Here is a 20,999-nt window from a genome sequence, read left to right as displayed (position 1 = left end):
ACGCCGAGGTGATCTCGCTGAAGGGAGACAGCTACCGGCTGAAGAACCGCGACCTGGGCCGGGTTCCATCGGCCCGATCCGAGCACGAGCAGTAACCAACGACAACATCAGGGGGTCACGATTCAGACGTCGTCAGGGGGTCAGAATTCGGCCGTCGTTGACACCGACCACGTACGGCGTCCAGCCATGCTGTGGCGATCGTAGGGCTGCATCTGTGCGGCCGGCCGTTTGCGGATGGGAAGAACAGGGCCCCCGTCCGGCCCCGTGGACGGCGCGAGCTAGAGCGCCATCTCCGGTTGAGCCTGTGTTGCTGCTAGTGTTGACGACCTCAGATCCGCAACCTTCTCCCGATGGTCTTGAGGGCCCAAGCTGAAGCACATGCTCCAGCTGCGGGGAAGGCGCAAGATCTCCGTTGACAGTTGGAGAGTCTTGCCATGGGTGAAATCAAGCGGATCAAGAGTGCGCCGGAATCCGGAGAACTGCGGCTGCTGACCGTGGTCAGTGCGCGGAAGGACGCCGGCAGCAGCCCTACTGGGATCGTCGGACGGAGCCTGGCACGGCAGTTGCTCGCCGTCGGCGATCGCGTGCGCGTGATCGCCGAGTCCGACCAGTTGGCCGACTGGCCTGATGCGGTCGAACTTGTCGAGGGGTCCATCACCCGGCCAGGGGAGTGCGCCGAGGCCTTCAACGGCGTTGACGGTATCTTTCTCGCCGGCGCCCAGCCCGCGTCGGTTCAGGATGCGCTGGGACTCGCGCTGGCCGCCGGTGTCCGGCGCATCGTGGTCCTGTCCTCGCACGGGCCGGAGTACGAGGAGTCGTATCCGCCGGAGACGTGGTTCTGGCTGGCCATCGAAAAAGCCGTCGAGCGTTCAGGGATGGAGTGGACTCACATCCGCCCATCGGCTGTGATGGGGTCCATCATCGAAGGCAGCTATCCCGCCACGGGATCGGACTGGCCGGACACCATCAGACGCGAGCTGGTCGTCCGGGAGGCCTTCCTGGACGAGGGCCACTATCCGTTCATCCACGAAGACGACCTAGCTGCCGTCGCAGTGTCGGCACTGCGCGACGACGAGTACGTCGGCGGCATCATTGAGGCGGTCGGCCTGCCCCTCAGCACGCGTTCTCGCGTGCGGAGCATTGCCAAGGCCATCGGCCGCGACATCGACGCCGTCGAGCTGACACCCTCCGACAGCCGCACGAACTGGCGCCGTCGTGGCTGGCCCGACAGCGGCATCGACGTGACGCTGTACGCCCTTGAGGAGTACGGCGCGCAACTGGCCGAACTCACCCAATGGACGCTCGAGCAACGGCCTTCCGTGCAGGAGATCATCGGCCGCCCGCTACGAACCTACGACGACTGGGCGATCGAGAACGCAGACCGGTTCCGCTGACTCCTGGCCTACGCCAGGCAGTACCGCGAGCACCATCCCCAGCCACTGCTGGACCCAGGGGCGGCGGGCCGCAAGCGGCGAGGACGCGCTCTGCGTGGGCGAACCGGTCGTGCCGCTCATGGCGGCGCAGATCACAGCCGCGCCCGCCATGCACCAGGAGGCGTTCTTCTCCTGGCTGAAACACAGGTTCACACCAGAAGGGAATTGTCATGAAAAAGGGGATCAACTATGACACGGGGTTCCTGCCGGGAGACCACTTCACCCGCAAGGTGTTCGACGCCGAGACCGTGCGACGCGAGATGCGTGTCATCGCCGACGATCTGCGCTGCCAGGCCGTTCGCGTGTCCGGCGGCGACCCCACCCGGCTGAGCGTCGCCGCCCAGGAGGCCGCCGAGGCAGGGCTGGAGGTCTGGTTCGCGCCCTTCCCCGTGGACCTGCCCGATCAAGACGCGCTGGGCCTCTACGCCGACTGCGCCGAGCGCGCGGAGGCGGTGCGGCGCGGCGGGGCCGAGGTGGTGCTCGTGGCCGGCTGCGAGTACACCACTTTCGGCTACGGCTACCTGCCCGGCGACACCTACACGGCGCGCATGGATGCCATGATGGCAGACCTGGCCTGGTTGGAGTCGCTGAGCACGACGATGGGCCGCTTCAACGCGTTCCTCGCCGAGGCGGCTGAGACCGTGCGGCCGCTGTTCGGCGGCCGGATCACCTACGCTTCGGCCCCGTGGGAGTCCGTTGACTGGGCCCCGTTCGACCTGGTGGGCGTGGATGCCTACCGCGCCGCGTACAACGCCGACACCTTCGTCGAGGAGATGCGCGGCCACTTCAAGCACGGCAAGCCCGTCGTGGTCACCGAGTTCGGCACCTGCGCCTGGCGGGGCGCGGCCGAGCAGGGCGGCGCCGCGATGCTGGTGCCGGAGGGGGCGGTGCCGGACGAGGGCGAGCAGGTCCGCTACTTCGAGGAGCTGATGGACATCTTCGACAAGGAGGGCGTGGCCGCCGCCTTCTGGTTCAGTTTTGCCGGATACGCACTCCAAGGCGCGGCCGATCTAGGCTCCTACGGTGTCGTAAGGATGCTCGACGCGACCAGGTGGGAGCCCAAGGCGGTCTTCCACGCCATGGCCACCAGGGACGCGCGCAGCTTGAGGAAGCGCTGAGGCGTGACCGGGACCTGCGGCGTCATACTGGAGGATGGACGGTGAGCGCTGACCGAGGTTGCGGCGCTGCGGCGCGCGGCCGAACGTCTTGGCCTGCCGTCGCACGTGTCCGGCATGGCCAACCACGCCGACGCCGACGTCACCGCGATGATCAAGTTCGGGTGGTCCATCGTTCGTCTCGCGGGTAGTAGCCCGTCAGATTGGGCACGGCGCCAAGGCATCAGGCCAGGCCGTCTGGTGACTGGGACTGTGTGAGAGCGCAAGAGCGGGGGGAGGAGTGGGCCCGCAGAGAGAATCCGAACGGAATCCGGCGTTAGTGACTCTGAGCTACGAGGGGTGCGGCACGGCTTGACATAAAGACACTTAGCGAGCAACGCGACCTGCGGAAACGTCCCGTGCAGCGTTATCGCGCCGCCGAGCGAGTGTCCCACCCGCCGCCGAAGGGCGGCTTGCCGAGCGGGTGGGCGCGCCGCAGTGACGATCACGATTGCATCGAGTCGTCAGGCGTGGGCGGCAGAACCGTGATGCACTTCGAATTCAAAGCAAGTAGGATCATGGGGTGAGTGACCCGGCACCTGGCCTGAATTCGGAGCAACTCGGTGCGTACTTCGCTCTGATGGAGGTCAGCAGCCTTCTTCAGTACGCGGTGGACGAGCACCTGCGCGCCGACGGTGACCTCAGTTACGTGCAGTTCCAGATCCTGGCGCGGCTGGTGGACGCTCCAGAGGGCAGGCTGCGGATGACGGATCTGGCCGACGGTGTCGTGTACAGCCGCAGCGGGCTCACCTACCAGGCGGGATTGCTGGACAAACGCGGCCTGATCACCCGCTCACCGTCGCCGGACGACGAGCGCAGTGTCATGGTGACTGTCACCGACGCCGGCCGGGACCTGATCGCCCATGTGCTTCCCGGGCATGTCGACCGCGTCCGGCAGTTGCTGTTCGAACCGATGACCGGCGAGGACCTCACCGCCCTCAGCACCGTTCTCGGTCGTGTCCGCGACCACATGCGCGCCACCCCGCCACGGTCCGCCAAACCCCGCGCCGGACGCAACCGAACCGACTGAAGGGCGGAGAGAGGGATGGACCGAGCACTGCTGGCGGACTTTCTCCGGGCACGGCGGGAGAGGCTGCAGCCGGAGGACGTCGGGCTTCCCCGTGGCTCACGGCGTCGTACGGGCGGACTGCGGCGCGAGGAGATCGCGGTGCTGGCCGGCATGTCGGCCGATTACTACAGCCGGCTCGAGCAGCAGCGCGGTCCGATGCCGTCCGAGCAGATGCTCGCCGCCCTGGCGCGGGCGCTGAACCTCAACGCGAGTGAGCGGGAGCACTTGTTCGCCCTCGGCGGGCACTCCGCTCCGCGGCGCTCCTTGCGCGACGAGCAGGTCAGTCCGGCCATGAGGCGCATCGTCGAGCGTCTCTCAGACACGCCCGCGATCGTGTTGTCCCGGTTCGGCGAGACGCTGTTGCAGAACCAGTCGGCGGTTGCCCTGCTCGGCGACTACACCCGGTTCAACGGCATGTCCCGCTACCTGGTCTACCGCTGGTTCACCGACGCGGCGCAGCGCGCCCTCTATCCCCCCGAGGACCATGCCCTCCGCGGCCGGGTCTTCACCGCGGAGATCCGTGCGGCGTACACGGCCGACCCTACGGGCACAGCCGGCGAGATCGTCGACGCGCTGCTGGCGGTCAGCCCCGAGTTCGCCGAGGTCTGGCGGCGGCACGAGGTGGATGTCACCCACCACCACGATCTGAAGCGCTACCGGCATCCGGAACTGGGCGAGCTGGAGCTCTACGGCCAGCGGCTGGTGGATCCCGACGAGGGCCAGGAGTTGCTGGTCTTCCTGGCGCAGCCCGGCTCACCGAGCGATGAGAAGCTCCAGCGCCTGATCACGATGAGCTGAGCCCGCCTCGTTATCCACGGACTGTTTGTCCGTGGATAACGGTGACATTCACCCGGCTTCCGGTTCGCGCCATGCTTGATGGGTCGGACCGGGAAGGTGGTGAGCAACGTGGACCGCGAACTTCTGGAGCACTTTCTCCGGGCGCGCCACGATGAGGTTGGGGGCGATCATGCCGGCCCGGTCATGACGCGCATCGTCGAGCGTCTGCCGGACTATCCCGCGATGGTGTTCTCCCGGTGCGGCGAGGTGCTGTTGCAGACTCGTCCGGCGATTGTTCTGTTCGGCGATTACACCCGGTTCGGCGGAGCGTCGCGCTATTTGGTCGACCGCTGGTTCGCCGACCCGGCGGCGCGCGAGCGCTACCTCGTCGAGGTTGGCGTCACCGGTCACTGGCACCTCCGACGCTACCGGCATGCCGACCTGGGAGAGCTGGAGCTATGCCGACAGCTTCTGGTGGATCCCGTGGAGCACCAGATGCTGCTGGTCTTCATGGCCGTCCCGGGCTCTCCAAGCGACGAGAAGCTGCGCCGCCTGACAGTCGCCGGCGATTAGGCCCCGGCGACTGTCGGCCGGCTCACACCGTACATAGATTGCTTCGAATTCGAAGCGTGCTATGGTCAGGAAATGCTTCGAAAACGAAGCACCTCACGATGGAAGAGACGAGGGCTTGTGATGAAGGCAGTGCGTTTCCACGAGTACGGCGACCCGAGCGTCCTGCGTTACGAGGACGTCGAGCAGCCCGTCCCCGGCGCCGGGCAGGTGTTGATCCGGGTCGCCGCGACGTCGTTCAATGGGGTCGACGGCAACATCCGCGCCGGTTTCATGCAGGGTCCGATCCCGGTGACGTTGCCGCACACGCCGGGCATCGACGTGTCCGGCACGATCGCGGCGCTGGGCGAGGGCGTGACCGGCATCCAGTTCGGTGACCAGGTCGTAGGGTTCCTGCCGATGGTGGCCGATGGCGCGGCCGCGGAGTACGTCGTCGCTCCGGCCGAGATTCTCGCTCCGGCGCCGACCAGCATCTCCTTGGCCGACGCCGCCGCGCTACCCATCGTCGGTCTCACCGCGTGGCAGGCGCTGTTCGACCACGCGAAGCTGGCGGCCGGCCAGCGCGTGCTGATCAACGGCGCGGGCGGCGCCGTCGGGGGCCACGCCGTTCAGCTGGCCAAGAACGCCGGCGCGTACGTGATCGCCACGGCCAGCCCCCGCAGCATCGAGCAGGTCAAGGCCACAGGTGCCGATGAGGTCATCGACCACACCACCACCGAGGTGGCCGCGGCGGTGAGCGAGCCGGTCGACGTCGTGCTCAACCTCGCCCCGATCAACCCGGCGCAGTTGGCCGCACTGCTCACCCTGATCCGTCCCGGCGGAGTGCTGGTGAACACCACGGTGTGGATGCCCGCCCCCAGCGACGAGCAGCGCGGCGTACGCGGCATCGACCTGTTCGTCCGCAGCGACGCCACCCAGCTGTCCCACCTGGTCGCGCTGATCGACTCCGGCGAGCTGCACGTCGACGTCGCCCAGCAGGTCCCCCTCCCGGAGCTGCCGGCCGTACACGCCCAGGCCGCCGCGGGTGCGCTGCCCGGCAAGACCGTCATCGTCGCCCCCACCGCCTGACGCCGCCCTATGAGGCCGACCCGGCCACCTTCGAAGCACCACCCATGACAGGAGAAACCTCGATGTCCCACGACAATGTGATCACGGTGCTCGGCGCGACCGGCACGCAAGGCGGCGCGGTCGCGCGGGCGCTGCTGACCGACGGCGAATTCACCGTACGGGCGGTGACGCGCAACGCCGCGTCGCCCAAGGCGCAGACTCTGGCCGGGCTCGGCGCCCACGTGGTGGAGGCGACCCTCACCGACGAGGGCAGCCTTCGCCGGGCATTCGACGGGGCATACGGCGCGTTCCTGGTTACGCCGTACTGGGAGCACCGTTCGCCCACCCGGGAACTGGCCGAGGTGGAGAACCTCATCAGCGCGGCCCAGGCCGCCGCCCTGCGGCACGTCGTGTGGTCGACGCTCGAGGACACGCGCGAGGCGATCGCGGGCGACGACACCCGGATGCCGTTCATCGGCGACGGCTACCGGGTGCCGCACTTCGACTTGAAGGGAGGGGCCGCCGACGCCCTGTTCGCCAAGTCCGGCCTGCCCACGACGTACATGCTGATGTCCTTCTACTGGGACAACCTGCTCGGCCTGGCCAAGCCACAACGCGACCCGGACGGGACGCTGGCCTTCCATCTCCCGCTCGGCGACACGGCCATCGCGGGCGTCGCCTCCGACGACATCGGACGGCTGGCGCTGCGCGTGTTGCGCCAGCCGTCGCAGACGATCGGCGCCACGGTTCCCGTGGTCGGCGAGTACCTGACCGGCGAGCAGATGGCGGCGGCGCTCAGCACGGTCCTCGGTGAGCCGGTGGCCTACCGCCCACCCACCCACGACCAGTTCCGCAGCGTCGGCTTCCCCGGCGCGGACGAGCTGGGAAACATGTTCCAGTACTACACCGAGTTTCCCGGGTCCTATCTCGGCCGCCGCGACCTCGACATCGCACGCGCGTTCAACCCCGATCCGCTCACCCTGACCGACTTCCTGGCCGCGCATCGTGCCGAACTCGCGGCCTGACCAACTTCCTGGCGACTCGGACGAGCCCCGATGACCAGCACCGACCTCACCCCGTTCAGCCCGCCCGGAACCGCCAACTATGCGCAGGCGGGCGCCTCTTCCAGCTCGCGGCGCCGGTCGACCCGGCCGGGGCGTTCACCGCCCGCTCGATCGACGACGTCGTCCGCGCCGTCGCCACCGCGCGGTCCGCGCGACCCCGGCAGCCTCATCCTCGTCGTGACGAGCGCAGCGCATACGGCACAAATGATTAATCACGCATCGCGACACCAAGGATATCGACATGAGGACGCCAATACTTATCAGCTCAACGGACGACACCGTCTCGATCACGGTCCAACAGCGAAGCTCGGTGGCCCCCAGCAAAGCTTTCCGAATGATCGTCCCAATCGACCTCACGTCCGTCTTCCACCGGGTGGCACCATTCCCCGGTGTCAAGAGCGTGGCGAACCAGACCGAAGAATGGGATCACGTCGGTCCGACCAGGAACCCTCAGTTCGACGACGGATCGCAAGTCGACGAACAGTTGACCGAATACACCGAAGGTTCAAGTTTCGCATATCAGCTGACGGGGTTCACTAATGTCCTTTCCCGCCTCGCCGCCGGCGTCAGAGGTGAATGGAACTTCAATCCCGACGGCGATGGCACGCTCCTCCGATGGACTTACGAGTTCAAGCCGCTTCCGGGACGTCGCTGGATTCTCGCCGGCCCGTTCGCGCCCCTGTGGCGCCGATACATGGTCGCCGCCCTTGCGCGCTGCGTGCGAGCGGTCGAAGCGGCACAAGGCAACTCGTAGGTGACCCCAGGATCCCGCTTCGCCGACCGGCGAATGCCGGTTCCCGAAGTCCTCGGCGTCAGCGCCGCCGCATCCGTGCTCGCCGCGGTGGCCGGCCACCCCGCCGCATCAGGGACCGCGGGAGCAGCAATCCTAACTTCGCCAACCGGCTGTACCGTCCCGCGACGGACGGGCAGCTGGTGGCGAAGGGGCCACGAGTCCGACACAGGATCATGCTGGACGTTGACGGCCGCCAGGTGGTGCGCCGCGGTAGGCAGACGATACAGGCACTGGAGGACCGGGCGGCGGACGTGTGGCTACCGGTCGTCGAAGGCCTGACGCCCCATGACCTGAAAGAAAGCAGCGCACGCACGCACTTGCACAAGGTGTGGATGGACGAGGACCTGATCCCGGACGTGGCGCAGGCGGAGTGACTTGCCCACTCCATCGCGTCGATCAAGGGCAGGGCCACGCACATCTCGGACCGCTACTCGCACGTGTCGGAGCCGATGCGCCAGCAGCTCGTGGCGGCGCTGCAAAAGCGGTGGGAGGGCTCGCTGCGCCGGAGGGCCAAAACCGGCCCTTCGAGGCTTCCGATATTGCAGGAGCTTCTGCGGCCGTGCCCGCGGAGAATAACCCGGCGGCCTCCAAGCGCACCTGTTCACGCTTGGCTCGCGCCGCCGGGGTCAGACCACCACCATCCGGATAACGCATCCCACCGGCATACTCCCCAACCCCGCCGTGAGCACGCAACCACGCCGTGCTACCCCAGACTTCAAGCTCTGTACTGTAGCGTGCCCCGCGAGTGTTTCCGCAGCTCACGCCCTGATTTATATGCTTTCTCGTTGCACATCTGCGGAACACCGGCTCACCCGTGCGGTATAGCGGGGGTATGTTCGCGCGCCGTATCGGCCGCATTTGTTTGCCGTTCCACACCACGAGCCGCAACCCTGGTGAATCATCTTCCTCATCAAGGAGCGCCCGTGAAGACGACGGCAATCATCTCTAGTGTGCTGGTGACCGCGGCGACGGCATTAGTCCTGGCCAGCACACCCGCAGCGGCGGATGCCCGGCTGAACGTAGCCCTTTCGCTCACCAAGAACACCACCAGCAGCCAGACCTACTGGGCCAATATGCGTCGCAACAAGAACGAGCCCTATGTCCTGAGATGGAGTTTCAACTGGAACACCGACGGCTGCTCGGTGCCCAAGGATATCGGTAACTCCGACTACTGGAAGGGAGTCTTCAAGACGCCCTGCGATCGCCATGACTTCGGTTACCGCAACGTCAAGAAGATGGTGAGCTCCAGCAAGTGGAAGAATACCTACAAGAAGCCCATCGATGACGCGTTCCTCTTCGATATGGGCAACGTGTGCGTGACATTCTCCGGCACGAAGAAGGCGTCGTGCCGAATCGCGGCGGCGGCGTTCTACGGAGCGGTCAGGGCTATCTGACGCCAGGTGCGGGGCGCTCGGCTCGTCGGTTCGGCGGCCTCTCCAGCGGATTCGGCCTGCCCGCCGCAGAACCCCCTCATCGACGAGTCTCTGCGTCGCCTTCTGGAAGGCCACGCTCATGGACAGGTCGGCGTCGTCAGCACACCGGTCAGAGTAATGCTGCCGTCGGGCGTGCTGACATCAGCCCCGCGTTCTGCGGCCGTACCTGCGCCCGTGGGTGGTGTCCTCCCAAATTCCTCCCATCGGCGGCGCGGAGATCATAGAAATGAGAAATGACCAGGCCGTTTAGCCTGGTCATCGCCCTTCTGATCTTGTGGAGCCTAGGAGATTCGAACTCCTGACTTCCTGCTTGCAAAGCAGGCGCTCTGCCAACTGAGCTAAGGCCCCTTCGACGAAGATAGCTTACCGGGCCGAGGAAGCCACCTGCGTCGTACCAAGGTCGTCGCTCAGCACCAAACTTGGGAAGTCGATGATCGAGTCCAGGATGTGGGTTGCCCCGCCCTTCAGGAGGCGCTCCCTGCTGTGGACCCCCGTCATCAGACCCGCCACGATCGAGGCGCCGGCTCGGCGGCCGGACAGCATGTCGCTTTCCGAGTCCCCGACGACCGCCACATTGCGTACGTCCTCCACTTCCAGGCGCAGCACGGCGTGCAGGATCATGTCCGGCCAGGGGCGGCCGCGGTCGCCGGCGTCCTCGGGGGAGATGGCCAGGTCGATCTTGTCGTGCCAGCCGAGGATGCTGAGGACGCGGCTCAAAGTGGCGCGGCTGAAGCCGGTGATCAAGGCGAGCTTGATTCCGGTGCCGCGGAGCTTGTCGAGGACCTCCATGACCCCGGGCACGGGTACGAGACCTGCCCGCTCCAGCGCGCCCTCATAGGAGCGCTCGAACGTCAGGTTCGCCGCCTGTGCCTGGGCCTCGTTTCCGGGGAAGATCCCGCGGAAGACATCGATCTTGGGGCAGCCCCGGGACCGGTGCACGTGAACCATGGCACGCGCGTACGCTCCGGTCCCGGGCACTATGCCCTGGGTCGCGATCGCCTCGGCGAAGGCGCGCTCGACCATGGCGATGTCACCGACCGTGGTGCCCGCAAGATCCAGGCACACCAGCTTGATGGGGACGATGTCACTCATCGCCTCGCCGGTCGGTTAGTTCTCGCTGCCGGTCGCCTCGGTCCAGAGATCGAGCTCTGCGCGGTCGGCCTGCACCTTGCGCCAGATCAGCAACCCCCCGAGGGCGATCAGCGCCAGAACGAGCAGCTTCTTCACGGTGTGACCCCACTTCTTCGACGGCCTCACCTGCCGGGGTGAGACCCAATGGTTGACAAGCAGCCTAGCAAGGGATGGCTGCGGTCCCTGTGCTGTGCATGGACCAGATGTGCGGAATGTGCGTAGAGCCAAATGTTCAGGTCCCCACCATACCCGCCCTATCCCGCACAATGGCTTACCGGTGATTACTCCAAGTGACGATGACGTACGTCGCCGTACTCGTCCGAGTACGCGTCACTTGCACAGATTCGCGGCGAGTGGCTGGTCAAACCTTTGTGGCACATATCTGTACCCATCCGCCCCTGTTCTGTGCCGGTTCGCCCTGGTGTCAGATCCCGTGGCTCGCCGATGCTGACGGCTCGTCGCGAGGACTCGGACAACGACTCGATCATGCCGTATATCCCGCCTCGGCGCGCAGGTCATCAAGCGAAGGCGCCGTCTTCGGCGGTTTTTGTTCTCGGTGGCCGGCCGGCCGCCCCACTCGTTGCTGGGAGGTGCGAGATCCGAGGTGCGCCCCCGGCCCCTATGAGTACGTCGCGAGAAGCCTTTGGGCGAACAGGCGGCCGTACGTGGCGCGGATGCGTACCTCAGTATGAGCCGCAAGCCGTTGAAATACCATAGGGGGGTATGGTGTTATACTCGAACACGGACGTACGACGACAGGCCGATGACGCGCACGCTAAGGAGACCGTGATGAGCGCCGCCACCTACACCTACACCGTCAAGGGCATGACCTGCGGCCACTGCGTCAGCTCGGTGAAGGAAGAGGTCGGGGAGGTTGCCGGCATCACCTCTGTGGAGGTGGACCTGGCCAGCGGCCTGCTGACGGTCAACAGTGAAGGGCCCGTCGACGTGGCGCAGATCGCCGCGGCGGTGGAAGAAGCCGGATACGAGCTGGCGGGCCGCTCATGAGCCCTCCCGCCAAATTCGGTGCCTATGTCCTGGGGTTGATCGTCGTCTTCGGCGGCGCCCTGGGCGTAGGCCGGCTGGTCGGTCCCACGGAGACTCCGGAGGAGGTCATGGACCACCCCGCCGTGGCGCTGGCCAAGGAGCTGGCGGAAGGCGGCGGTGGAGAGCATGGTGGCGGGCACGGCGACGCGCACGGTGGCGGCACGGGCGAGACGAAGAGCGATACCCCTGGGGGGCTCCAAGTGTCGCAGAACGGCTACACCCTCAACCCGCTCACCACGCCCGTGACCGGCCAGCCGATGGACTTCCGGTTCACCGTCATCGGCCCTGACGTCAAGCCGGTGACCGACTACCAGGTCGAGCACGACAAGAAGATGCACTTCATCGTCGTCTCACGCGACCTGACAAGCTTCCAGCACGTGCACCCCGAGATGACGCCCGACGGCACGTGGTCGGTCAAGCTGACGCTCCCCAAGGCGGGCACGTACCGCGCCTTCGCCGACTTCGTCCCCACCGGCGGCGAGAAGCTCACGCTCGGCGCGGACCTGCAGGCCGCGGGCGACTTCCAGCCCGAGCCGCTCCCGCACGCCAGCCGCACGGCCATGGTCGACGACTACACTGTGAACCTCGCCGGAAACCTGGTCCCTGGACAGTCCAGCAAGCTCACCCTGACGATCAACAAGAACGGCGAGCCGGTCACGGATCTGCAGCCCTACCTCGGCGCGTACGGGCACCTGGTGGCGCTCCGCGACGGCGACCTCGCCTACCTGCACGTGCACCCGGAAGACAGCAAGAAGGCCGGACCGGAGATCGTCTTCTACGCCGAGGTGCCCAGCGGCGGCAACTACCGGCTGTTCCTCGACTTCCAGCACGGTGACAAGGTGCGTACGGCAAGCTTCACGACCGCCGCCACCTTGTCCGACGGCCACGTTCCGTCGGCGAACCACGATCACAGCAACTGAGCACACAGGACGCGGAGAAAGGAGAGGTGATGTCCTCCATAACCGAAGGCAAGGCCGTCGAACTCACGATCGGCGGAATGACCTGCGCGTCCTGCGCGAACCGGATCGAGCGCAAGCTCAACAAGCTGGACGGCGTGAGCGCGACGGTCAACTACGCCACGGAGAAGGCGAAGGTCACCTTTCCCGAGGGTGTCGATCCGCGGGAGCTGATCAGTGAGGTGGAGAAGGCAGGCTACAGCGCGGCGCTGCCCGCCCCGCCGGCGAAGGAGGCGGCAGGGGAGGCCGGGGGGCCGGCCGGGGGGCCGGTGGAGGATGACGGGTTGGGGCCGTTGCGGCAGCGGCTGATCACTTCGCTGGTGCTGAGTGTGCCGGTGATCGCGATGGCGATGATCCCGGCGTTGCAGTTCACCTACTGGCAGTGGTTGTCGCTGACGCTGGCGGCGCCGGTGGTGGTTTATGCGGGCTGGCCGTTTCACAAGGCGGCCTGGAGCAATCTGCGGCACGGCGCGGCCACCATGGACACGCTGATCTCGATGGGGACGCTGGCCGCGCTGGGCTGGTCGTTGTGGGCGTTGTTCTTCGGCACCGGCGGCACGCCGGGGATGAGGCATGCGTTCGAGTTCACCATCGCGCGCAGCGACGGCTCGGGCAACATCTATCTGGAGGCCGCGGCCGGGGTGACCGCGTTCATCTTGGCGGGGCGGTATTTCGAGTCGCGGTCCAAGCGGCGTGCCGGGGCGGCGTTGCGGGCGCTGCTGGAGTTGGGCGTCAAGGAGGTGGAGCTGGTCGACGGCCGTCGCGTGCCGGCCGGGCGGCTGGCGGTGGGTGATGGGTTCGTGGTGCGGCCGGGGGAGAAGATCGCCACCGATGGGGTGGTCGTTGAGGGGTCCTCGGCGGTGGACGCCTCGATGCTGACCGGCGAGTCGGTGCCGGTGGAGGTGCGGCCGGGCGATGCGGTGAGCGGGGCGACGGTGAACGCGGGCGGCCGGTTGATCGTCAAGGCGACCCGGGTGGGCGCCGACACTCAGCTGGCTCAGATGGCGCGGCTGGTGGAGGAGGCGCAGACCGGCAAGGCGGCCGTGCAGCGGCTGGCCGATCGTGTCTCCGGGATTTTCGTGCCGATCGTGATCGCGCTGGCCGTGGGCACGCTGGGGTTCTGGCTGGGTACCGGCAACGGTGTGGCGGCGGCGTTCACCGCCGCGGTCGCGGTGTTGATCATCGCGTGCCCGTGCGCGCTGGGGCTGGCCACGCCGACCGCGCTGCTGGTGGGGACCGGGCGGGGGGCGCAGCTGGGCATTTTGATCAAGGGGCCGGAGGTGCTGGAGTCCACCCGCGGCATCGACACGATCGTTTTGGACAAGACCGGCACGGTCACCGAGGGCACGATGACGCTGATCGAGGTGCATGTGGCCGAGGGGGAGAGCCGGGAGCAGGTGCTGCGGTTGGCCGGTGCGCTGGAGCACGCCTCGGAGCATCCGATCGCCCGGGCCGTGGCGCGGGCCGCGCAGTCGGATGCCACGGTGGAGGATTTCGCGACCGTGGAGGACTTCGCCAATGTGGAGGGGCTGGGCGTGCAGGGCGTGGTGGATGGGCATGCGGTGCTGGTCGGCCGGCCGCGGCTGTTGCGGGAGTGGTCTCAGCATCTGCCTGCCGCTCTGGAGCGCACGCTGGAGGAGGAGCAGGCTCGGGGGCGTACCGCGGTGGCGGTGGGCTGGGACGGCCGGGCGCGGGCGGTGCTGGTGGTGGCCGATGTGGTCAAGGCGACCAGCAAGGAGGCGATCGAGCGGTTGCGTGCGCTGGGGTTGACGCCGGTGTTGCTGACCGGCGACAACGAGGCCGTGGCCAGGGCGGTGGCGGCCGAGGTGGGCGTCGATGAGGTGATCGCCGGGGTGTTGCCGGCGGAGAAGGTGGAGGTGGTCAAGCGGTTGCAGGCTGAGGGCAAGGTGGTGGCGATGGTGGGCGACGGGGTCAACGACGCCGCCGCGCTGGCTCAGGCTGATCTGGGGCTGGCGATGGGCACCGGGACGGATGCCGCCATCGAGGCCTCTGATCTGACTTTGGTGCGCGGTGATCTGCGGGTGACGGCCGATGCGCTGCGGTTGTCGCGTCGCACGCTGTCGACGATCAAGGGCAATCTGTTCTGGGCGTTCGCCTACAACGTGGCCGCGCTGCCGCTGGCCGCGCTGGGTCTGCTGAATCCGATGATCGCGGGTGCCGCGATGGCGTTCTCCAGCGTTTTCGTGGTGAGCAACAGCCTGCGGCTACGCCGCTTCAAGTGAGCGGGCGCGAGCCCATCTGACGGTCGGCGCCATCGCGGCGCCGGCCGTCACGAACAGGGCGCCGAGCAGCAGCCAGCCCAGCGTCCCGCCGCCGAGCACGAGCGCGGTGAGCGCGACCGGCCCGAGCATCCTGGCCACCGCCACGCCGGTGCCGAAGAAGCCCTGGTACTGGCCTTGCTGGTCGTCCGGGGCGAGCCCGAAGCTGATCTCCCAGGCCCCGGCGGCCAGCAACATCTCGCCGACGACCAGCAGACCGGCGGCCACCAGCAGGAACACCCACCCGTACGCGCTGAGCGCGAACACCGCACAGGCCGCGAGCATGACCACGCCCGCCCGCCGGACCGACGCCGACGCCCCGCGCAGCCCTTTCACCCGCCGGGCCATCCGCACCTGGAAGAGCAGCACGCAGCCGGTGTTGATGAGCAGCAGCGCCGAGATCACCCAGGAGGGCGCGGAGGTGCGTTCGGCGATCCACAGCGGCACCACCACGCTGAGCAGCGGCATGTAGAAGAGCATCACCGCGTTGATCAACGTGACGACCGCGTACGGACGGTCCCTGAGCACGACCAGCTTCGGCTCGGCGGCCGCGACGCGTCCGGGCGCCACAGAAGGCAGCCTGAGCAGCAGCGCCGCGGCCACGAGGAAGCTCACCGCGTCCAGCGCGAACAGCGTCAGGTACGCGGCAGGCGTGTTCAGCCACAGGGCGAGCCCGCCCAGCCCGGCCCCGATGGCCAGGCCGCCGTTCAGCGTGGCCTGCAGGACCGCCCGCACCACGGTCCGCTCCGCGGGCTCGACCAGCCCGGCCAGGAGAGCCTGCCGGGCCGCCGACAGACCGGTCTGCGCCGTCCCGTACAGGCAGGCCACCAGCACGAACGGCGCGAACGACCGGACGAACATGAACGAGGCCACCGCCGCCGCGGTCGCCAGAGCCAGCAGTACGGCGACGCCGCGCGGCCCGCGCCGGTCGGCCAGGTGGCCGAGCGGGACGCCGGCCACCGAGCCCACGGCCCACCCCAGGGTCAGGCCGAGACCGATCTCTGCGGCCGGCAGTCCGACGATCCTGGCGAAGTAGAACGCGGAGGTGACGAGGTAGACGCCGTCGCCGACGGAGTTCGCGAACTGGGCCTGAGCCAGGATGCGCCGACTGTTCATGATTGGTACGACTCCGGGGTCATCCGGGTGGCGACACCCATCCGGTTCCATGCGTTGATGGTGGCCACGGCCACGACGAGCGCGGCCAGCTCCGGCTCGCTGAAGTGCGTGGCGGCCTGCTCCCAGACCTCGTCGGTGACGTCGTGGGTGGAGAGCCTGGTGGCCGCCTCGGTGAAGGCGAGGGCGGCCCGCTCCTGGTCGGTGAAGAACGGCGCCTCGCGCCACACCGCGACCGCGTGCAGGCGGGCGTCGCTCTCTCCCGCCTGCTTGGCGTCCGAACTGTGCATGTCCACGCAGTAGACGCAGCCGTTGATCTGGCTGGCGCGCAGGCGTACCAGCTCGAGGAGGGGCTTGGGGAGGGTGCTCGCGGCGACGAACCTGTCCAGCCCCGCCATCGCCTTGTACGCCTCGCCGGCCAGCGATCCGAGTTTCATGCGCTCTGTCATGCACCCATCTTCAATCCCAACTTGTCCCGAGATAAGCTCCAATTTCCGGCAAATTGATTGGGCCAAGATGGACCTTCACGTCACCCTCGAAGGCCGCGGCGACCTGGCCGCCCAGGTCTACCGGCAGCTGCTCGACGCCATACTCGACGGCCGGCTCAGATCAGGTGAACGGTTGCCCCCGACCAGGGAGCTGGCCGGCCGTCTGGAGATCTCCAGGAACACGGTCGCCCTGGCCTACGACCGCCTCGTCGCCGACGGGTTCCTGGTGGGCCGGGCGGGCGCGGGCACGTTCGTGTCGGCCGAGCCGGTCCGCGGCCGGGCGGCCCCCAAGGGCGTGGTCCTGCCGCGTACGGTCTGGCGGGACATCGGCACACCCCCCACCACCCCGCACGCCCCGTACGACTTCCGCGTCGGCATGCCCGACCCCCGGCTGTTCCCGATGGAGAGCTGGCGCCGCCTGGTGGCCAGGGAACTGCGGGCCGGCGCCGCCACCTACGGGGACCCGGCCGGATATGAGCCGTTGCGTGAGGCCATCTCCCGGCACATCGGCATCAGCCGGTCCGTCCACGCCAATGCCGGCGACGTTCTGATCACCAACGGCGCCCAGCAGGCCCTGGACCTCATCGGCCGCGTCCTGATCGAGCCGGGGGCCGTGGTGGCGGTCGAGGAGCCCGGCTACCCGCCCGCCCGCCTCCTGTTCCGCTCCCTCGGCGCCCGCGTGGCCGGTGTCCCGGTCGACGCCGAGGGCATCGACGTCCAGGCGATCCCGAAGACCGCCCGCATCGTGTACGTCACGCCGTCGCACCAGTTCCCGCTGGGCACCCCCATGTCGCTGGCCCGCCGCGCCGCCCTCCTGACCTGGGCCGAGCGCCGCAGGGCGGTGGTGATCGAGGACGACTACGACAGCGAATTCCGTTTCGGCGACCGGCCGCTCGAACCCCTCCAGAGCCTGGACCGGGCCGGACGCGTCATCTACGTGGGCTCGTTCTCGAAGACCCTGCTCCCCATGCTCAGGCTCGGTTTCCTCGTCGCCCCCGCCTCGCTCGCCCCGGCGCTGCGTACGGCCAGGCAGTTGTCGGACTGGCACGGCGAGCTTCCGACGCAGGCGGCCCTGGCCCGCTTCATCGACGAGGGGCTGCTGGCCAGGCACATCAGGAAGGCGACCCGCGAGTACGCCGCCCGCCACGCCATGATCGCGAACACGCTCCAGGAAGACGACCGCCTGCGCCCGATTCCGTCCACCGCGGGCCTGCACCTGTGCGCCCGCCTCGCGCCCGGCGTGTCCGTACGCCCCATGCGCGGCGTGGCGCTGGAGCGGCTGGAGGCGTACTGCGGCGAGACCCCGGCCCAGCCCGGCCTGGTCCTGGGCTACGGCGCGATCACGAGAGAGCGGATCCCCGAGGGCCTGCGGCTGCTCAGGAGATCCCTACGGATGTCGGCGAGTCCAGAACCGCCGGTTTCGCTCCCCTGACATCTCGGGGTCGTCGGGCGCCGCCGGCTGCTGCACGATCACGACCGTGGTACGCGCGTGCCGGGCGCAGTACATGCTGGTCGACGGCAGGAAGATCCGGCTGAGCAGCCCGCGCCGGCCCCGGCCGAGCACCAGCAGATCGCCCTCCCGGGCCAGATCGACGAGGTGATAGCCCGGATCGCCGACCCGGCCGACCACGGCCGTCGTGAGATCGTCGGGCACGCCGCCCGCGACGTCGTCGAACGCCGCGCCGATCACCTCGGCGCAGCGAGCCTCCTCACCCATCCTGACGGCGTGCTGCACGGGCAGCGCCTCCGGGAAGGGATGAACGGGAGCACGACTGACATGCACGGCGACCAGGGCCATTCGGTGCAGCCTGGCCACCCCGATGGCCCAGGCCAGCGCCCAGCGCGAGGCCGGGGACTCGTCCACCCCCACGATCAGCCTCGCACCGCCGGGCAGATCCTGTTCCACGGTGCCTCCTGTAAGAAGTACGACCATAGTGCGCCTACCCACTGGTTACCGGGAGGTGGCACTTTGCGAACTCTGGAGTCGGCTCACGGGGCGACCGATCTACAAGAAGCCGCCCCACTGTCGTTCGTGGTAAAGGTCCATAGCGGCAGCCCATTTGGCAGGTTTCTCATTGGTAGCACGCGGTGGCGGGGGAGTTCGAGTGCCTCGGCCCAGTGCTGTGCCGCGGGTGCGGCCGGTCGTCAAATGAGCTTCAGCAGGCCCTCGTGGAAAATCTCCCGTTCCGCCGCCGAGAGCTGCGCGTACGCCGCTCCGGCCCGCAGATTCGTGTCCGCCTCGATGCCGGCGCGCACCGGGCCGTCCTCGAGCCCGGCGATCTCGGCCGCGGACAGGCCCGCCGCCTGCCAGGCGGCGGCGTGCGCGTCCGCGCGGTGGTAACGGAGCACGGCGAGCCGGTTGAAAAGCAGCAGCCCGGGCGCCGCCCACTCCGGCTCGTACGGCGGCGCCACCAGTTCCAGCGCGCCGCCCGGCACCCGCTCCGCCTCGGCCAGCACCCGGTCCGCCAGCTCGGCGAGCCGCGGCAGGCCGGTCCCGGCCCAGACGCGGTCGGCCGCGGCGGCGTGCGCTGCGTAGAGGCGGTGGATGAACGCCAGCCCTTCGCCGGTCAGCCGGAGCGCGCCGTCGTCGGTCAGGGTGCCCTCGCGGAGGTGCTCCTGGATGCCGCTCTCCCGCTCCGCCGTGTCGCGGTAGCGGTAGATCGTGCCGAGCTGTGCCCGTGTGACGGGGCGGAGGGGGAGTGAGAAGCGCAGGTCGGACAGGTATCCCGGGGTCAGGCCCGCTGCGTCGGCGAGCTCGGTGACCGCCTGATGGGCCGCGGCGTGCACGTTGATGTGGGCCGCGTTGATGACGGGGGCGATCGCCGCCGCGTACTCCGTCAGGCCGTGAAATTTCGGCATCGTGCGTCATTATGCCGTGGCAGTCGTGGATCATGACGCCTGTGACGGTCATCCGGTTCCTGGCCATCGGCCTTCTCAGCGCGGTGGTGGCGATTCCCTTTCTGGGGTCTCCGCGCGGCGACGGCTTCGAACACGCACGTCTCGACGCGCTCATTTCGCTGGTCTTGGTCCAGGTCGTGACCGTCCCGATCGGGGTGTTGATCGGCATCGTGCTCACCTTCATCCGGCCGTGGTGGCGTCGCCCCGGCTACGTGATCGGCACGGTCACGACCGCCTTCGGCGTTCTCGTCACCACACAGGGCTGGGCCACGTCCACCTGGGCAGACGGGGGGCCTTCCGGTATCGGGGACCCTGATGGCGAGTCGGTCTTGGGGTTCATAGGCGCCTGCTCGGGGATGTTCACGATCGCCATCGGGATGATCATCCTCGTCGTCCGGTGGGTTCCCGAGCTGACGCAGTCGCCGCCGGCGCGTACCCGCAACGCGCCCGCGAGGCCATGAACGCGGGCATCGTCGGGCAGGCCGTCGGTCTGTTCGCCGTCACCAACGTCGACGACATCGTCCTCCTGGCGCTGTTCTTCGCCCGGGGCGCCGGCCACCGCAACGCGGTCCCGCGGATCGTCCTCGGCCAGTACCTCGGCTTCATCGCCATCCTCGTCGTCTCCATCGCCGCCGCCCTGGGGGCCACGCTCCTGCCCGAGTCCGTCATCCCGTTCCTGGGCCTGCTCCCCCTGACCCTGGGCGTCAAGGCCGCCTGGCAGGTGTGGCGCGGCGGGGACGACGACACCGGCGAGCCGGCCAGGCCGGGCGGTCCCAGGGCGTTGGAGGTCGCCGCCGTCACCTTCGCCAACGGAGGAGACAACCTCGGCGTCTACGTCCCGGTGTTCGCCATGTCCGGCGTGGGCGGCATGAGTGTCTACGCGGCCGTCTTCCTCGTCCTGGTGGCCGCCTGGTGCCTGGCGGGCAGGTTCTTCGCCACCCGGCCGCTCGTCGCCAAGGCCCTCAGCCGGTGGGGGCATGTCCTGCTCCCGCTTGTCCTGATCGGGATCGGTGTTGCGATGCTCGTCGAAGGGCTTCGCTGAGGCGAGCGCGACGGCACCTGAGCCTGCCCGATCTGCTGGGGCCGGGCAGCCTCCTCGACCTGCGGATCTCCGGATCCCTTGTAGGGCGGTGCGGACTCGACTTGGTCAGCGCCGGGTAGACGAACGGTGGATGCTCCGAGAAAGCGGCGGTCCGTACCTTCGGCCCATGGCGCCCAAACGGACCAGGCTGGCCGCGGTGGCGGGGCTGCTGCTGCTGCTGAGCGCGGCCTTCGGGCTGATCCAGGCGGGTTTGATCGACCAGTCCCTGTTCAACCACGCATCCTTCGCGGACAGTCCTTTCTCGGAAGGGCTGCACACCATCAGTCCCGGGATCGACGTCGACGCCGACCAGTTGCTGACCTTCGTCGGCGGGCACGTGCTGTGGAGTTTCGCCGGGCCGATCGCCGTGACCGAGGCGTGCGCACCAGGACGGCCGACCGGCCGTGGCTGGGATGGCCTGGGGGGTGACGCTGCTCCTGGTCACGGTCGAGATCTTCGTCCGCCCTGCCGAGCCCGGCCCCTGGGTCTGGCCGGGCATCGTGGTGGCGCTGCTGAGCCTGGCGTCGCTGGGAGCGCTGCTGCTCTGGGCGCGGCACCGCGAGGCCGCGCCGGCTGGCCCGAAAACAGAACCCTAACTTGGGCGCGGCAGCATCACCGCGGCGCTCTGCGCCGTGGTGATCGTGTCCGGGATTGTCAGGTGGCCGG

At 68.4% G+C, this 20,999-nt stretch carries 22 protein-coding genes, 1 tRNA gene and 1 pseudogene; 17 read left to right on the top strand and 7 right to left on the bottom strand.

The window, feature by feature from the left end; translation table 11 throughout:
- The first annotated feature begins 434 nt into the window (after positions 1-434).
- The 10 genes from ACIBX3_RS60560 (at position 435) to ACIBX3_RS60515 (ending at position 9,301) form a co-directional block, all read left to right on the top strand.
- Positions 435-1,394 (top strand): SDR family oxidoreductase, encoded by a 960-nt coding sequence (locus ACIBX3_RS60560; RefSeq protein WP_397129909.1) that lies wholly within the window; start codon positions 435-437, stop codon positions 1,392-1,394.
- Between the two features lie 209 nt (positions 1,395-1,603).
- Positions 1,604-2,551, top strand: coding sequence for a hypothetical protein (locus ACIBX3_RS60555; protein ID WP_397129908.1), 948 nt, complete (start codon positions 1,604-1,606; stop codon positions 2,549-2,551).
- 559 nt (positions 2,552-3,110) lie between these two features.
- Positions 3,111-3,617 carry a MarR family winged helix-turn-helix transcriptional regulator gene (locus ACIBX3_RS60550; protein ID WP_397129907.1) on the top strand — a complete coding sequence of 169 codons (507 nt, stop codon included), beginning with the start codon at positions 3,111-3,113 and terminating at the stop codon, positions 3,615-3,617.
- A gap of 15 nt (positions 3,618-3,632) precedes the next feature.
- Positions 3,633-4,454 (top strand): helix-turn-helix transcriptional regulator, encoded by an 822-nt coding sequence (locus tag ACIBX3_RS60545; RefSeq protein ID WP_397129906.1) that lies wholly within the window; start codon positions 3,633-3,635, stop codon positions 4,452-4,454.
- Between the two features lie 99 nt (positions 4,455-4,553).
- Positions 4,554-5,006: a hypothetical protein gene (locus ACIBX3_RS60540; RefSeq protein WP_397129905.1), complete on the top strand. Its 453-nt coding sequence runs from the start codon at positions 4,554-4,556 to the stop codon at positions 5,004-5,006.
- A gap of 120 nt (positions 5,007-5,126) precedes the next feature.
- Positions 5,127-6,071, top strand: coding sequence for an NADP-dependent oxidoreductase (locus ACIBX3_RS60535; protein ID WP_327586679.1), 945 nt, complete (start codon positions 5,127-5,129; stop codon positions 6,069-6,071).
- A 62-nt stretch (positions 6,072-6,133) separates the two neighbouring features.
- Entirely contained in the window at positions 6,134-7,075 is a 942-nt protein-coding gene (locus ACIBX3_RS60530) for an NmrA/HSCARG family protein (protein WP_397129904.1), read from the top strand.
- A 280-nt stretch (positions 7,076-7,355) separates the two neighbouring features.
- Entirely contained in the window at positions 7,356-7,868 is a 513-nt protein-coding gene (locus tag ACIBX3_RS60525; protein WP_138709618.1) for an SRPBCC family protein, read from the top strand.
- A gap of 212 nt (positions 7,869-8,080) precedes the next feature.
- Positions 8,081-8,281, top strand: a complete 201-nt coding sequence (locus tag ACIBX3_RS60520; protein ID WP_397129903.1) for a hypothetical protein — start codon at positions 8,081-8,083, stop codon at positions 8,279-8,281.
- A 549-nt stretch (positions 8,282-8,830) separates the two neighbouring features.
- On the top strand, positions 8,831-9,301 hold the full coding sequence (locus ACIBX3_RS60515) for a phospholipase A2 (RefSeq protein ID WP_397129902.1): 471 nt from the start codon (positions 8,831-8,833) through the stop codon (positions 9,299-9,301).
- A 314-nt stretch (positions 9,302-9,615) separates the two neighbouring features.
- Here the strand turns inward: ACIBX3_RS60515 and ACIBX3_RS60510 are convergent.
- The 3 genes from ACIBX3_RS60510 to ACIBX3_RS60500 all read right to left on the bottom strand — a co-directional run bounded on the left by ACIBX3_RS60510 (position 9,616) and on the right by ACIBX3_RS60500 (position 10,567).
- Positions 9,616-9,688: transfer RNA gene (locus ACIBX3_RS60510), tRNA-Ala, on the bottom strand.
- Between the two features lie 15 nt (positions 9,689-9,703).
- Positions 9,704-10,432, bottom strand: coding sequence for an HAD family hydrolase (locus ACIBX3_RS60505; protein WP_397129901.1), 729 nt, complete (start codon positions 10,430-10,432; stop codon positions 9,704-9,706).
- Between the two features lie 15 nt (positions 10,433-10,447).
- A complete protein-coding gene (locus tag ACIBX3_RS60500) occupies positions 10,448-10,567 on the bottom strand; it encodes a DLW-39 family protein (RefSeq protein WP_020542320.1) in 120 nt (39 codons plus the stop codon).
- 693 nt (positions 10,568-11,260) lie between these two features.
- Here ACIBX3_RS60500 and ACIBX3_RS60495 point away from each other — a divergent pair.
- The 3 genes from ACIBX3_RS60495 to ACIBX3_RS60485 are packed head-to-tail and all read left to right on the top strand — an operon-like array spanning position 11,261 to position 14,717.
- Positions 11,261-11,479 carry a heavy-metal-associated domain-containing protein gene (locus ACIBX3_RS60495; protein ID WP_397129900.1) on the top strand — a complete coding sequence of 73 codons (219 nt, stop codon included), beginning with the start codon at positions 11,261-11,263 and terminating at the stop codon, positions 11,477-11,479.
- Positions 11,476-12,438 carry a hypothetical protein gene (locus tag ACIBX3_RS60490; RefSeq protein WP_397129899.1) on the top strand — a complete coding sequence of 321 codons (963 nt, stop codon included), beginning with the start codon at positions 11,476-11,478 and terminating at the stop codon, positions 12,436-12,438. The genes ACIBX3_RS60495 and ACIBX3_RS60490 overlap by 4 nt, the downstream gene beginning before the upstream one ends.
- A 29-nt stretch (positions 12,439-12,467) precedes the next feature.
- Positions 12,468-14,717, top strand: coding sequence for a heavy metal translocating P-type ATPase (locus ACIBX3_RS60485; protein WP_397129898.1), 2,250 nt, complete (start codon positions 12,468-12,470; stop codon positions 14,715-14,717).
- Here ACIBX3_RS60485 and ACIBX3_RS60480 read toward each other — a convergent pair.
- Positions 14,700-15,869: an MFS transporter gene (locus tag ACIBX3_RS60480; RefSeq protein WP_397129897.1), complete on the bottom strand. Its 1,170-nt coding sequence runs from the start codon at positions 15,867-15,869 to the stop codon at positions 14,700-14,702. The two genes, ACIBX3_RS60485 and ACIBX3_RS60480, sit on opposite strands and share 18 nt — an antisense overlap.
- Positions 15,866-16,315 (bottom strand): carboxymuconolactone decarboxylase family protein, encoded by a 450-nt coding sequence (locus tag ACIBX3_RS60475; RefSeq protein ID WP_397129896.1) that lies wholly within the window; start codon positions 16,313-16,315, stop codon positions 15,866-15,868. Before ACIBX3_RS60475 ends, ACIBX3_RS60480 begins: the two co-directional genes overlap by 4 nt.
- 67 nt (positions 16,316-16,382) lie before the next feature.
- On the opposite strand from ACIBX3_RS60475, the gene ACIBX3_RS60470 reads away from it, so the two are divergent.
- The gene (locus ACIBX3_RS60470; protein WP_397129895.1) at positions 16,383-17,786 is read left to right on the top strand and encodes a PLP-dependent aminotransferase family protein; all 1,404 of its coding nucleotides are present in this window, start codon (positions 16,383-16,385) and stop codon (positions 17,784-17,786) included.
- Here the strand turns inward: ACIBX3_RS60470 and ACIBX3_RS60465 are convergent.
- Positions 17,742-18,260, bottom strand: coding sequence for a universal stress protein (locus ACIBX3_RS60465; RefSeq protein WP_397129894.1), 519 nt, complete (start codon positions 18,258-18,260; stop codon positions 17,742-17,744). The genes ACIBX3_RS60470 and ACIBX3_RS60465 overlap by 45 nt on opposite strands.
- Positions 18,261-18,499: 239 nt before the next feature.
- Positions 18,500-19,213: a hypothetical protein gene (locus ACIBX3_RS60460; protein ID WP_397129893.1), complete on the bottom strand. Its 714-nt coding sequence runs from the start codon at positions 19,211-19,213 to the stop codon at positions 18,500-18,502.
- A 41-nt stretch (positions 19,214-19,254) separates the two neighbouring features.
- Between ACIBX3_RS60460 and ACIBX3_RS60455 the strand changes: the two genes are divergently transcribed.
- The 3 genes and pseudogenes from ACIBX3_RS60455 to ACIBX3_RS60445 all read left to right on the top strand — a co-directional run.
- The gene (locus ACIBX3_RS60455; protein ID WP_397129892.1) at positions 19,255-19,713 is read left to right on the top strand and encodes a hypothetical protein; all 459 of its coding nucleotides are present in this window, start codon (positions 19,255-19,257) and stop codon (positions 19,711-19,713) included.
- Positions 19,710-20,294, top strand: coding sequence for a cadmium resistance transporter (locus tag ACIBX3_RS60450; RefSeq protein ID WP_397129910.1), 585 nt, complete (start codon positions 19,710-19,712; stop codon positions 20,292-20,294). Before ACIBX3_RS60455 ends, ACIBX3_RS60450 begins: the two co-directional genes overlap by 4 nt.
- A 166-nt stretch (positions 20,295-20,460) precedes the next feature.
- A pseudogene (locus tag ACIBX3_RS60445) lies at positions 20,461-20,999 on the top strand (hypothetical protein); the annotation flags it as partial.

The sequence above is a fragment of the Nonomuraea sp. NPDC049480 genome, assembly GCF_044465905.1.
GTDB lineage: Bacteria > Actinomycetota > Actinomycetes > Streptosporangiales > Streptosporangiaceae > Nonomuraea.
Note: the sequence above shows the minus strand (reverse complement) of the source record. Positions and strands in the feature narration are given on the sequence as shown.